This window comes from Mesorhizobium sp. LCM 4576 (genome assembly GCF_001854815.1).
Classification (GTDB): Bacteria; Pseudomonadota; Alphaproteobacteria; order Rhizobiales; family Rhizobiaceae; genus Mesorhizobium; species Mesorhizobium plurifarium.
Map to the genome: position 1 here is coordinate 261,282 of NZ_MDDT01000004.1, position 12,705 is coordinate 273,986.

15 protein-coding genes are annotated in these 12,705 nt (G+C 63.9%); 8 read left to right on the forward strand and 7 right to left on the reverse strand.

Annotated features, from left to right (window positions below):
- Position 1 precedes the first annotated feature (1 nt).
- From metG to LCM4576_RS34395, 5 genes are all read left to right on the forward strand, one after another.
- Positions 2-1,546 carry a methionine--tRNA ligase gene (gene metG / locus LCM4576_RS01455; RefSeq protein ID WP_071029965.1) on the forward strand — a complete coding sequence of 515 codons (1,545 nt, stop codon included), beginning with the start codon at positions 2-4 and terminating at the stop codon, positions 1,544-1,546.
- The gene (locus LCM4576_RS01460) at positions 1,546-2,340 is read left to right on the forward strand and encodes a TatD family hydrolase (RefSeq protein ID WP_071029967.1); all 795 of its coding nucleotides are present in this window, start codon (positions 1,546-1,548) and stop codon (positions 2,338-2,340) included. Before metG ends, LCM4576_RS01460 begins: the two co-directional genes overlap by 1 nt.
- Before the next feature lie 3 nt (positions 2,341-2,343).
- Positions 2,344-3,165, forward strand: a complete 822-nt coding sequence (locus tag LCM4576_RS01465) for an MBL fold metallo-hydrolase (protein WP_071029969.1) — start codon at positions 2,344-2,346, stop codon at positions 3,163-3,165.
- Between the two features lie 332 nt (positions 3,166-3,497).
- Positions 3,498-4,340 (forward strand): alpha/beta fold hydrolase, encoded by an 843-nt coding sequence (locus LCM4576_RS01470; protein ID WP_071029971.1) that lies wholly within the window; start codon positions 3,498-3,500, stop codon positions 4,338-4,340.
- 130 nt (positions 4,341-4,470) lie between these two features.
- Positions 4,471-4,911, forward strand: coding sequence for a cyclopropane-fatty-acyl-phospholipid synthase family protein (locus tag LCM4576_RS34395; protein WP_083354811.1), 441 nt, complete (start codon positions 4,471-4,473; stop codon positions 4,909-4,911).
- 88 nt (positions 4,912-4,999) lie between these two features.
- On the opposite strand, the gene LCM4576_RS01480 is transcribed toward LCM4576_RS34395, so the two are convergent.
- Together LCM4576_RS01480 and LCM4576_RS37065 are read right to left on the reverse strand one after the other, a co-directional pair.
- Positions 5,000-5,317, reverse strand: a complete 318-nt coding sequence (locus tag LCM4576_RS01480) for a hypothetical protein (RefSeq protein ID WP_131803204.1) — start codon at positions 5,315-5,317, stop codon at positions 5,000-5,002.
- A 47-nt stretch (positions 5,318-5,364) separates the two neighbouring features.
- A complete protein-coding gene (locus tag LCM4576_RS37065; protein ID WP_244510563.1) occupies positions 5,365-6,165 on the reverse strand; it encodes a lysozyme inhibitor LprI family protein in 801 nt (266 codons plus the stop codon).
- Between LCM4576_RS37065 and LCM4576_RS01490 the strand changes: the two genes are divergently transcribed.
- Positions 6,109-6,957, forward strand: coding sequence for an agmatinase (locus LCM4576_RS01490; RefSeq protein WP_244510565.1), 849 nt, complete (start codon positions 6,109-6,111; stop codon positions 6,955-6,957). The genes LCM4576_RS37065 and LCM4576_RS01490 overlap by 57 nt on opposite strands.
- Before the next feature lie 16 nt (positions 6,958-6,973).
- Here LCM4576_RS01490 and LCM4576_RS01495 read toward each other — a convergent pair whose 3' ends face one another.
- The 5 genes from LCM4576_RS01495 to LCM4576_RS01515 form a co-directional block, all read right to left on the reverse strand.
- Complete coding sequence (locus LCM4576_RS01495; RefSeq protein ID WP_071029981.1) at positions 6,974-7,384, reverse strand: hypothetical protein; 411 nt, start codon at positions 7,382-7,384, stop codon at positions 6,974-6,976.
- A 3-nt stretch (positions 7,385-7,387) separates the two neighbouring features.
- Positions 7,388-8,263 (reverse strand): aldose 1-epimerase family protein, encoded by an 876-nt coding sequence (locus LCM4576_RS01500; RefSeq protein ID WP_071029982.1) that lies wholly within the window; start codon positions 8,261-8,263, stop codon positions 7,388-7,390.
- A gap of 177 nt (positions 8,264-8,440) precedes the next feature.
- Entirely contained in the window at positions 8,441-9,157 is a 717-nt protein-coding gene (locus LCM4576_RS01505; RefSeq protein WP_071029984.1) for a Bax inhibitor-1/YccA family protein, read from the reverse strand.
- Positions 9,158-9,174: 17 nt separating this feature from the next.
- Positions 9,175-9,948 (reverse strand): anti-sigma factor, encoded by a 774-nt coding sequence (locus tag LCM4576_RS01510; RefSeq protein ID WP_071029986.1) that lies wholly within the window; start codon positions 9,946-9,948, stop codon positions 9,175-9,177.
- The gene (locus tag LCM4576_RS01515; RefSeq protein WP_071029988.1) at positions 9,945-10,478 is read right to left on the reverse strand and encodes a sigma-70 family RNA polymerase sigma factor; all 534 of its coding nucleotides are present in this window, start codon (positions 10,476-10,478) and stop codon (positions 9,945-9,947) included. The genes LCM4576_RS01510 and LCM4576_RS01515 overlap by 4 nt, the downstream gene beginning before the upstream one ends.
- 132 nt (positions 10,479-10,610) lie before the next feature.
- Here LCM4576_RS01515 and LCM4576_RS01520 point away from each other — a divergent pair, with 132 nt between their 5' ends.
- Together LCM4576_RS01520 and mazG are read left to right on the forward strand one after the other, a co-directional pair.
- Positions 10,611-11,795, forward strand: coding sequence for an amino acid aminotransferase (locus LCM4576_RS01520; RefSeq protein WP_071029990.1), 1,185 nt, complete (start codon positions 10,611-10,613; stop codon positions 11,793-11,795).
- A gap of 81 nt (positions 11,796-11,876) precedes the next feature.
- Positions 11,877-12,701 (forward strand): nucleoside triphosphate pyrophosphohydrolase, encoded by an 825-nt coding sequence (mazG, locus tag LCM4576_RS01525; RefSeq protein ID WP_071029992.1) that lies wholly within the window; start codon positions 11,877-11,879, stop codon positions 12,699-12,701.
- Positions 12,702-12,705: the final 4 nt, after the last annotated feature.

Genomic DNA, 12,705 nt, shown 5'->3' on the forward strand with positions numbered 1-12,705 from the left:
CATGTCACGCGAAACATTCTACATCACGACCGCGATCTCCTACCCGAACGGCAAGCCGCATATCGGCCATGCCTATGAGCTGATCGCCACCGACGCGCTTGCCCGCTTCCAGCGACTGGACGGCAAGGACGTGTACTTCCTGACCGGYACCGACGAGCACGGCATCAAGATGCTGCAGACGGCGCGCAAGGAAGGCATCACGGCGCGCGAGCTCGCCGACCGCAACTCGGCCGAGTTCAAGCGCATGGCGAGCGCGCTCAACGCGTCCAACAACGATTTCATCCGCACCACCGAGGAGCGGCATTACGCCTCCTCCCAGGCGATCTGGAAGGCGATGGCCGCCAATGGCGACATCTACAAGGGTGGCTACGCCGGCTGGTATTCGGTGCGCGACGAGGCCTATTACGGCGAGGAGGAGACCGAGGTCCGGGCCGACAATGTGCGCTACGGGCCGCAGGGAACGCCTGTCGAATGGGTCGAGGAGGAAAGCTATTTCTTCCGGCTGTCGGCCTATCAGGACAGGCTCATCGCACTCTACGAGAGCCAGCCCGATTTCATTGGTCCGGCCGAGCGTCGCAACGAGGTGATGCGCTTCGTCAAATCGGGGCTGAAGGACCTGTCGATCTCGCGCACCACGTTCGACTGGGGCGTGCCGGTGCCAGGCGACGAGAAGCATGTGATGTATGTGTGGATCGACGCCTTAACCAACTACATCACCGGCGTCGGCTATCCCAATGAAAACGATGAGAAATGGCGGTTTTGGCCGGCTGACGCTCACATCATCGGCAAGGACATCGTCCGCTTCCATACGGTCTATTGGCCGGCCTTCCTGATGTCGGCGGGAATCCCGCTGCCAAAGCGCGTCTTTGCACACGGCTTCCTGTTCAACCGCGGCGAGAAGATGTCGAAGTCGGTCGGYAACGTCATCGACCCGTTCACGATGGTGGAGCATTACGGCGTCGACCAGGTGCGCTATTTCCTCCTGCGCGAGGTGCCGTTCGGCCAGGACGGCAACTACAGCCATGAAGCGATCGTCAACCGCACCAATGCCGACCTCGCCAACGGCCTCGGCAATCTGGCGCAGCGGTCGCTGTCGATGATCGCCAAGAACTGTGGCGGCGCGGTACCGCGGCGCGGCGAGTTGGCGGAGGCCGACACGGCGATGCTCGACCAGGCCATCGAAGCGCTGGCCGTTTCGCGCCGGGCGATGGCGGAGCAGGGGATCCATCTGGCGCTGGCGGCGATCTTCGGYGTCGTTGCTGAAGCGGACCGTTATTTCGCGTCGCAGGAGCCGTGGGCGCTGAAGAAGGCGGATCCGGAACGCATGGAAACAGTGCTTTGGACGACGGCCGAGTTGGTCCGCCGGGTGGCGCTGCTTTGCCAGCCCTTCATTCCGGGGTCGGCCGCCAAGCTGCTCGACCTGTTGGCGGTGCCTTCGGACAAGCGCGCTTTCGAGCACGTCCACGCCGACCACGCGCTGGTGCCCGGGACCGCCCTACCAGCGCCGGAGGGCGTGTTTCCGCGTTATGTCGAGCAGAGCGCCTGATGCTGGTCGACAGCCATTGCCATCTCGACTTTCCGGACTTCGCCGAGGAGCGGGCGGCTATAGTCGCCCGCGCCCTCGCCGCCGGGGTGGGCCGCATGGTCACGATCTCGACGCGCGTGAGGCGATTTCAGCAGGTCCTTGAAATCGCTGAGACTTTCGACGATGTCTATTGCTCTGTCGGCACCCATCCGCACAATGCGGCGGAAGAACTCGACGTGACCGCCGACGAACTGGTGCGGCTTTCCGGCCATCCCAAGGTGGTGGCGATCGGCGAAGCCGGCCTCGATTATTTCTACGACCACGCGCCGCGCGATGCGCAGGCGCAAGGTTTTCGCACCCATATCGCGGCCGCGCGCCGGACCGGTCTGCCGCTGGTCATCCATGCGCGCAATGCCGACGACGACGTGGCGTCGATCCTCGAGGACGAAACAGGGAAGGGCGCCTTCCCCTTCATTTTGCACTGCTTTTCGTCCGGCCGCGGGCTGGCCGAAGTCGGTGTGGCGCTGGGCGGCTATGTCTCCTTCTCCGGCATCCTGACCTTCAAGAATTCCGCCGAGCTGCGCACCATCGCCGCCGACGTCCCGCACGACAGGCTGCTGGTCGAGACAGACGCGCCCTACCTGGCGCCGATCCCGCATCGCGGAAAACGCAACGAGCCGGCCTATGTGGTGAATACGGCGAAGATTCTTGCCGAAACCATCGGCGTCAGCGAGGCCGAAATCGCCGATATCACCACCAGCAACTTCTTTCGGCTGTTCACCAAGATGCCGCGTCCCGACATGGCGGCGGGCTGAGGCATGAGCGACCGGCTGCGCTTCACCGTTCTTGGCTGCGGCTCATCGCCCGGCACGCCGCGCATCACCGGGGACTGGGGCAATTGCGACCCCGAGAATCCGAAGAACCGGCGCATGCGCACGGCCGCGCTGGTCGAGCGCGTTGCCGCCAATGGCGCGCGCACCACGGTCGTCATCGACACTGGGCCGGATTTCCGCGAGCAGATGCTGCTTGCCTCCGTCAAGCGCCTCGACGCCGTCGTCTACACGCATCCRCATGCCGACCATATCCACGGCATCGACGATCTGCGCGGCTACGTGCTCGAGCAACGCCGCCGCATCGATATCCACGCCGACGAGCCGACCATGCTGCGGCTGCGCCAGGCGTTCGGTTATTGCTTCGAGACGCCGCCCGGCAGCTCCTATCCGCCGATCGTCGACGCCCATATCATCGACCACCGGAAACCGGTCGTGATCGAAGGCGAGGGGGGCGCCCTCACCCTCGAGCCGCTGCCGCAGTTCCATGGCGACATCATCTCGCTCGGCTTCCGCATCGGCGGGCTTGCCTATTGCCCGGATATCAGCGGCTTTCCGGACGCCACCGTCGAGCGTTTGGGCGGCCTCGATATGCTGGTGATCGACGCGTTGCAGTACAACACCCATCCCAGCCACCTGTCGCTCGGCCAGGCGCTGGAGTGGATCGAAAAGCTGGCGCCCAGGAATGCCGTGCTGACGCATATGCATGTGCCGCTGGATTATGCCGCCGYGATGGCGGAGACGCCGGATCACGTGGCGCCGGCATATGACGGCATGGTGATCGAAATTCCTTACGAGTCAGAACGATAGCGGCAACTGCTCAGTCGGTGCCGCGCCGGCCGTTCGTGCGTTTGGCTGATAGCTCGGATTCGTGAAAGCGGCGCCGGCAGCCAGTCCACGGAGCTTGTCGCCAATAGCGAAAGTCGCGGCAATTCCCTGGCCGGTGCCTAGCATTCTAGTTCCATRATATATCTTATGCGACTTTTCTGTATGGCCCACGGGATGCCGATAACGCGATGCCCAAGCAGCCCTGCTCGACAGCCGCACCGAGCCATTGCGCATCCATTTGCGGCGGCAACATCTGTTCGGAACTCATCCAATGAACCTCGCGTTGGCCTGGTGAGCGGTTTGAGGATCTTCGGATGCGTTCACGGATCAGGTTGAATAGCGGCACGGAATTGTCTTTCCTGACGGCTGGAGAATCTTCCAGACCGGCTCTTCTCCTTCTTCACGGCTTCCCGAGTTCCTCCAGGACGTTTCGCCATGTCATTCCCTTGTTGTCGAAGGTCGCTTATGTGATTGCTCCTGATATGCCTGGGTTCGGCATGTCCGATGCTCTGCCGGACCCGTCTTTTGATCGCCTCGCCGATGCGATCTCGGAATTGCTTGGCCACCTCGCGATCGGTCCGCGCTACATCTATCTTCATGACTTTGGGGCTCCGGTCGGTCTGCGGATAGCCATGCAGGCACCCGATCTGATGCTGGGCTTCATTATCCAGAACGCCAACGCACATGGAAGCGGAATGGGGCCAGCATGGAAGGCGACGCAGGACTTTTGGGCTAATCCTGATCCAGACAATGAAGCGAAAGCCACCGCGCATCTGACGTTCGAAGGCACGCGGGACCAGTATGTTGCTGATGTTCCCGACGATGTTGYCGCGCAGATTGCGAGCGAAAGCTGGGAGGAGGACTGGCGCGTAATGCAGCGGCCCGGAAATATGGAGACGCAGCGCGCGCTCATCGCCGACTATGGCAATTACGTCGCCCGCTTCGACGAAATTGCCGACTATCTGCAGCGCCGGCAGCCGCGCGCCCTGATGCTATGGGGTCGGCATGACACGTTCTTCGACCTGGCAGAGACGCTGTCATGGATGCGGGCTCTGCCCAGGATGGAAGCACACATTCTCGACGGACCCCATTTCCTGCTGGAGACGCATGCCGACCGAACCGCGTCGCTGATGGTTGACTTTCTGGAACGACAATAGGACAGCCCCACAGCCGGCGCTTGGACGACATTACATCGATTCTGAAGGCCTGATCGGAAGTTGTCGGCGTACCCTTCCCTGTCAGTTAGTCTTGCTTGCCCTGCCCTGATTAAGTTCATTAGTTTATTTCATGGCCGCCGGTGTCTCAGATCGGATACGCGTCTTTGTCGAAGCGCTTCCATTGAAGCCGGGACTGCGCGTCCTGGAGGTCGGATGCGGTCCGGGCGTTGCAGCTCGCGATATCGCTCGCCGCATCGGCGACGGCTTCATTCTCGCCATCGACCGCCCGGAGAAGGCAATCCGATTGGCGCGAGCGGGATCGGCTGACGAGATGGCTTGGGGCTGCCTTGATTTCAGGCGTGCGGCAATCGAAGACTTCGCTTTGAATGCTGGCGAAGCTCTTTTCGATATCGCCTTTGCCATGCGGGTCGGCGCGCTCGATGGGCGTCACCCCGAAGCCAACCAGGCAGCCTTGACGCGGATCAAGGCGGCGCTGAAGCCGCATGGCAGATTTTTCATCGATGGGGGCGATCCGTTAAAAGAGATCGATCTGGTTCGTTGCAAATCCTGAAAACCATTGATCTCGGCGTCACCGAAGGCACCGCCAGTCAGGCAGTGGCTCTCAGAGCCTTATTCGCCGGCATCGCAGCGCCGTAGTCCTAGAAATAGTCGAGAACTCCGCTGAAGGCGGTTGCGACTGCAGCGAGATGGACGAGGACGAGCGCCAGCCATCGGCTGCTGCCGCCAGGAGCAGCGAATGCTCCATAGGCAGGAAACTGTGYCACGGCCAAGCCTACGGACAGGCTGGTGACGGTTTTGTCCGTCAACAGCGTCACCAGCATGGGTATCGGATAGAGCGCGCGCGCCAAGACCCAGTGGCCATGCCCGGCTCCGGCGGAGAAGAGCGCCAGCAGCAAGGCCACCGGCGTGGCRCAGAGTCCGAAAACGAGCCCTGCCCGCCATGAGAACTTCGGCATCATACCTCCGAAAAACGATACGACCTCGAATATCTATCGCAGCCCGATCACTGCAGATCCGACAGCTCATCATCGAGGATCAGCGCCTGCCTGGCCGTCGCATCGAGCGCGCAGCTGACCATGATGTTGCTCTGGCGATCGGTGTTGACGGTTTCGGCGGACGCTTCCGCCGCGCATCGCGCGTCGCGATAGGCGATCCAGGCGCGTTGCATCTTGCGATAGCCGTCGCGAGCCTTGGGCGCGGCCTTGGCCATCAGCGCCGCATAGGTGGTGTTGAGGCGATCCTCCCACACGGCAACCTCGCGGTTGGCGCAATCGATCAATCCAAGCTGCGAGCGGCCGTCGTCGCTCTCGAAAGAACACAGCTCGGTCACGTAATTGATGCACGAGGCGGGCTCGTGTCCGGCGAGCTTGATCGCGTTGTCGATATGGATGGCCGGCRTCGGCGTATCGTTCACGTCGGGAACGTCACCTTGAAAATCGCCGACATATTTCAGGCATCCGTCAAGCGCCGCCCTGTCTGAGGCACGCAGTTTCTCCCCGGCCGTCGCAGGCGACAAGGCGGCAAGGAGCAAARCACAAACCGCCAGCATCAGAACGCTTTTCATCGCTGTAGCCCCACTGTGTTGCGCGAGACGTGGATTGTCGCAAAACTCAGGGCCGAAGCAACTACCCYGCCCCAGGCTGCCATCGCGCCGCGGCGCAACAATGAAAGCACCCAGAAAATGACTGCCTTGCCTTCCTTTCTCGGCCTTCCCGACCGCCTCGCCGACGGGCGCACGCCGCGCGCTGTGATCTTCGGAGCCAGTCACGGCACGACCTATCCGGGCCAGGATAGCGGCGGCCATGCCTTGGCGGCCAGCGTCATCCGCGCGGCCAGCCAGGACGATACCCCGCTGATGGAGCACTGGGACTTCGACCTCGGCGGCTCACTGTTTGATGGCGGACCGGCCTGTTGCGTGGACGCCGGCGACGTCTCGACCACCATGCATGACAATGCTGGCAATCGGGCCCGCATCGAGGCGAGGACGCGTGAGGTTCTGTCCCTGYCGGCCGTGCCGATCCTGCTCGGCGGCGACGATTCCGTCGTCATTCCGTTCCTGGCTGGGTTTGCCGGCCACGGACCAATCTGGATCCTGCAGATCGACGCCCATATCGACTGGCGCGACGAGGTGCATGGCGAACGCTACGGCTATTCGAGCCCGATGCGCCGGGCGAGCGAGATGGCGCATGTGGYCGGCATGGTGCAGGTCGGCCTGCGCAGCGTCGGCAGCRCACGCGTCGGCGAAATCGAAGCGGCGCGGCGCTATGGCAGCCGCTTCGTGACCGCGCGCGAGATTCATGCCCACGGCGTCGAAGCCGCTTTGCAGCACATCCCGGAACGAGCGCGTGTCGTCGTCACCCTTGACTGTGACACCCTCGATCCCTCGATCATGCCGGGCGTGGCGGCGCGCACGCCTGGCGGCCTCACCTACACCCAGGTGATCGACCTGATCGCGGGCCTCGGCAAGCGGGCCAAGATCGCGGGGTTCGACCTCGTTGAGCTCTACTCTCCCGCAGACATTGACGGCCTGTCGGCCATCCTCGCGTCGCGCCTTCTCGTCAATGCGATTGGCGCCATTATCCGGCAGACCGGCTGAGATACGATAGGATGACCTAGAAAAAGCTGTTCAGAAACGCCGCCGTCGCGTCTGAAACACCGACGATCTTGTTGGTCGCCTGGCGGTAGAATTTGAAGTTGAGCTCGGTCTCGGGCCGGCCATCCTTCCAATCCTTGAAGCGCTTGATCTCATCGCGTCCCAACCGCTTCGTCGCCAACGCGGTGCGGCGGACGGCAATGCTGACGCGCGGCGTCTGCCGCCCGAGATCGGGGCGTCCGGGGGTAGCCTCCGAGGAGGTTACGATACCGCGCGCGACAAGTCCCTGCCCGCCTTCGTTCTCGCTGGCGAACAGGAAGGCGACGTCGCCTTCGGCGATGTGCTTGCCGCCATACATGGTTTTCTGAGCGGCAAAGACGAATGTCTCTGCCTGAGGATCCTTGATTTCGACCTTGATGACATATGCCATGCCTCACGAGTCCCGGCTGAGGCTAATCCGATAGCTCAGCACGCGCCGGGCGCCCGGCTCRAACAACATGACACCCGGTTTGTCGGCGAACTCGCCGTCGAAATCGACGGGACTGGCAATGCCGCGCCAGGGTTCGATGCACAGGAACGGCGCGCCGCCGGGCTTGGACCAGATGCCCAGCTCGTTGAATCCCTGCCATGACATCTCGATCGCCGGCCCACGCCCGGCGGCGTAGCGCACGCTGCCGTTCACGGGCTTGTCGAGGATGACAGCGTCGTCGACGAACAGTTTTTCGGAAAGCGGCAGCGTCTTTTCCTCGATGGGCGTCGGTTGCGGGTCCGGCAGCAGCAGGCCATCCTTCAGGCGGCGCACCGGCGCCGGCTCGTTGTCGGCGAAGGTCAGCCGATAGGCCTCCTTGGACAGTTCCGGCAGCAGCGGCCAGTTGAACGCCGGATGCGCGCCGATCGAGGCCGGCAGCAGCTCGTCGCCGGTGTTGGTGACCTCGAAGGTCACGCCAAGCTGCCGGGGGCTCAGCTCGTAGCCGATGGCCAGGCGAAAGGCGAAGGGGTAGTGCGTTCGGGTCTCGGCGTCATCCGTCAGGACCAATGTGCAGGAAGCCGGCCCCTGCTCCGCCCAGGCAAAGCGCCTGTCGCGGGCAAAGCCATGCTGCGTCATCGGATAGGTTTGGCCGCGGTGCCGCAACTGATCGCCCTTCAACCGGCCGACGATCGGGAACAGGACCGGCGAATGACGGCGCCATGCAGGGCCGGCCTGCCACAGAAGCTCGATGCCGTCGCCATCGCGCAGCGAGACAARCTCGGCCCCCTGCCCGACAATGGTTGCCGAGATGCCGTCAGCGTGAAGCGTCAGCTGTTCCATTGCGTCCTCGCGGCTGGCTAATCCGGCCGGCAGGCTAGCAAAAGGCCGCGCGTTAACTCAAGCGCGGCAGCCAGATCGCACCTTGGTCGTGGACGCCTTGGTGCGTAGTCGACAAAAATGGCCGGAGGTTTCCCTCCGGCCACGCGAGGTCGGCAGTGTTGCCTGCTACGGTCCGGCTTATTCGCGCTCGCCGGTGAAATTCAGGAGCAGTTGGAAGATGTTGATGAAGTTCAGATAGAGCGAGAAGGCGCCGAAGACGGCGAGCTTCTGCTGCGATTCCGCGTCGAAATTCTCCGCATACTGTTCCTTGATGGTCTGCGTGTCCCAGGCGGTGAGGCCGACGAAGACGGCGATGCCGATCACCGAAATGGCGAACTGCAGCGCGGTCGAGCCGAGGAACAGGTTCACGAGGCTGGCGATCACCACGCCGATCAGGCCCATGATCAGGAAGGACGAGAACTGCGTCAGGTCGCGCCTGGTCGTGTAGCCGTAAAGGCTGGTGGCGCCGAACATCGTGGCGGCGATGAAGAAGGTGCGCGCGATGMTGGTCGAGGTGAAGACCAGGAACACGGAGGCGAGCGACAGGCCCATGACCGCGCAGAAGGCCCAGAACATCGCCTGCGCGCCCGAGGCCGACATGGTCTGCATCTTGAACGAGAAGAGCATGACAAAGGCGAGCGGCGCCAGCATCACCACCCATTTCAGCGGGCTGGAGAAGATCGGCACATAGAGCGCGGGCGTCGAGGCCACGAAGAAGGCGACKAGGCCGGTGACGACGAGGCCAAGGCCCATATAATTGTAGACGCGCAGCATGTGCTTGCGCAGGCCCTCGTCATAGACGGCTCCGGCCTGGACGCCGGTGCCCATTCGGTATCCCAGATTGGGGCTGTTCATTTGGTTCTCCTTGGTTCTCAGTAGAGGGTTCTGGCGAGTTTCTCGGCGGCACGGTCGAGATTGCCGGCGTCGCCGCGTCCGACCACCGCATAGGCGACCTCRCCGATCTGGAAATACGCGGTTGAAATGTCACCGGAGGGCGCGACCGTCGGTTGCACCACGTCGAACGTGCCCGGCCTGATGGCGAACAGCGAGACAAGACCGAGGTCCTTGGTCTCGACCGCCACCTCTACGCTCGGCCCGAATTGCGAGGGATAGACCTGGACATCGCGGATCTTCCAGTCGCCGGGCAGCGACGGCATGACGATTGCGGTGGCGGCGCGGATCTCATCGGCATTGTAGCCCGGCGCCTCTTCCTGCGATGGCATTGTCTCGCGCACCAACGTCGTCCGGTGCGCCCTGACCGCATCCTCGACATAGGCCGGTGGCTGTGTCGAGGCGACCACCTTGGTCACCGCGATCGGTCCGAAGACGCCGTTGGCCAGCCAGCCAGCCGCGACCAGCACGGCCGCGGCCGCCGCCCGCTGCAGCACGGCAAGGATACGTCCCCTGGCGAGCGCCCTTTCCAGCCGCCGCGCTGCTTCCGTTGTGGYCGGACGCGCCCTGCCGGCCGGTCCGGCAAGCGCGACACGCAACTCGTCGCGTGTCCTCAAATCGGACATCAYGCGCGCCGCCGCTTCCGGGCGCGCGGCAAGGTGCGCCTCGACCTCGATGCGGCGGGCGACATCCAACTGGTCGTCGACATAGGCGTCGAGGTCGGCATCGGTTACGGGGTCGACAATAGCGGTCATTGATCGTCTCCCACGATCCTGAGGTGAGGCCTGGCTTTGGGTGCCGTGCCCTCTTCCATTTCGCGCAGCGCGGCACGCGCGCGGCCGATGCGCGACATCAAGGTTCCGAGCGGGATACCGATGACGTCGGCGGCCTGCTGATAGGACAGCCCTTCGATGGCGACGAGGTGGAGGGCTGAGCGCTGTTCTTCGGGGAGCGAAAGAAACGCTTCCCGGACCTGCGACAGGCGCACCGAATGGTCCTGCGACGCCGGCATGCTCTGGTCGGCGACAAGGCCGGCCTGTTCGATGCGCGCGGCCTCGGAGCGGCGCGAGCGCATGCGGTCGATGAAGATGTTGTGCACGATCGCCAGAAGCCAGGCGCGCAGATTGYCGCCCGAGCGAAAGGTCGCGCGCCGCTCGTAGGCGCGCACCAGCGCGTCRTGGACGAGATCCTCGGCATCGGCGCCGTCGCGCGTCAGCGAGCGCGCATAGCGCCGCAGCGACCCCAACTGCCCGACGATATCGAAGCGTGCCATCGACCGTTTCATGCCCTGTTTACGGAGCATGTAGGGATTTTAATCCCCTGCCCGGCATTTCTTTTCGTGTCGCCGGYAGAGCGGAAACCGCTGGCGCGGCGGGATCGATTTGCGTATCACTCCGCCGCCATTGGAGCCTTATCGATGTTCGAGACCCTGCAGCCCGCGCCCGCCGACAAGATCCTTGCCCTGATCGGCCTCTATCGCAACGATCCACGGCCCGGCAAAGTCGATCTCGGTKTCGGCGTCTACAAGGATATCGACGGCAGGACGCCGGTGATGCGCGCCGTGCGCGAGGCCGAGAAGCGGCTGCTGGCGAGCCAGGACACCAAGACCTATCTCGGCCTTGCCGGCGATACCGGTTTCAACGCCGCCATGATCAAGCTCGCCTTTGGCGATAAGGCGGACCATTCGCGCATCCGCGCTGCGCAGGCGCCTGGCGGATCCGGCGCGCTCCGGCTGGTGGCCGAGCTTCTGCAACRCACGCGCGCCGGCGCGACCGTGTGGCTGTCCGACCCGACCTGGCCGAACCATCTGCCGGTGATGYGCGCCGCCGGCCTTGAGGTTCGCAACTATCCCTATTTCGATGCCGCTTCCGGCGCCGTCCGCTTCGACGAGATGCTGGCGGCGCTCAGGACGGCCAACAGCGGCGATGTCGTGCTGCTGCATGGCTGCTGCCACAATCCGACCGGCGCCAATCTCGATGCCGCGCAATGGGCCAAGGTTGCCGAGGTTCTCCTGGAGCGCAGCCTGCTGCCCTTCGTCGACATCGCCTATCAGGGCTTTGGCGAAGGTCTCGACGCCGATGCCGCCGGCCTGCGGCTGCTGGCCGGCAAGGTGCCGGAAATGGTCGTCGCCTCGAGCTGCTCGAAGAATTTCGCGGTCTATCGCGACCGCGTGGGCGCGGCGATGATCATGGCCAAGGACGGCGCCCAGGCCGACGTAGTGATGAGCCAGATGCTGGCGGCGGCGCGCGCGCTCTATTCGATGCCGCCGGATCACGGCGCGGCGGCGGTGCGCATGGTGCTCGAAGACGCCGCCCTGAGGAAGGACTGGGAGACGGAGCTCGAGGAGATGCGGCTGCGCATGCTGAGGTTGCGCGTCGCCTTCGCCGAGGCGTTGCGCCGACAGTCCAACTCCGACCKCTTCGATTTCGTCGCCAGCCATCGCGGCATGTTTTCCAGGCTCGGGCTGACCGAGGCGCAGGTCGAACGCCTGCGCACCGAGCACGCCGTGTATATGGTCGGCGACAGCCGCATCAATGTCGCCGGCCTGCCGGAGGACGGGATGGACGATCTCGCCAAGGCGATCGTCTCGGTGCYCGACTGAGGCCTGCGACAGCTGTGGACAAGTCGCGCCGGCCCGCCGCCGGGATGGCCGGCTCGGGGGCAGCGCGCTAGGCTCCAGGCCATGAAACCCTCGAAAGACATTTTCCGGCTGATCGAGATCATGGCGGCGCTCAGGGCGCCGAAGACCGGCTGCCCTTGGGATGTCGAGCAGAATTTCTCCACCATAGCGCCCTACACGATCGAGGAGGCCTATGAGGTGGCCGATGCCATCGCGCGCGGCGATTTCGACGACCTGCGCGAGGAACTGGGCGACCTGCTGCTGCAAGTCGTCTACCACGCGCAGATGGCCGAGGAGATCGGCGAGTTCGCTTTCGGCGACGTCGTCGAAGCCATCACCACCAAGATGATCCGCCGCCATCCGCATGTCTTCGGCGACGAGCAGGCCCGCAGCGCCGGCATGGCCAAGGGCATGTGGGAGAAGATCAAGGCTGAGGAGAAGGCTGAAAAGCGCAATGCCCGCATCGCCCGCGGGCTTGATCCGGAAGATCACGGCAAGGGTTTTCTCGACAGCGTTCCGGTGGCGCTCCCTGCCCTGACCCGGGCGCTGAAGCTACAGGAGAGAGCAGCGCGCGTCGGCTTCGACTGGAGCGAGGCAGCCCCAATCCTCGACAAGATCGAGGAAGAAATCGGCGAGTTGCGCGAAGCGCTCGCCACCGGCGACGCCGCGCCCATCAAGGACGAGTTCGGCGACATGCTGTTCGCCGTCGTCAATCTCGGCCGCCACCTCAAGCTCGATTCAGAGGCGGCGCTCAGCGGCACCAATGAAAAGTTCCGTTCGCGCTTCCACTATGTCGAGCAGGCCCTGGCGGCTTCGGGCAGCTCGCTGGAGAAGGCGACGCTCGACGACATGGAATCGCTCTGGCAGCAGGCCAAAAGCGCCAAGTAACAGC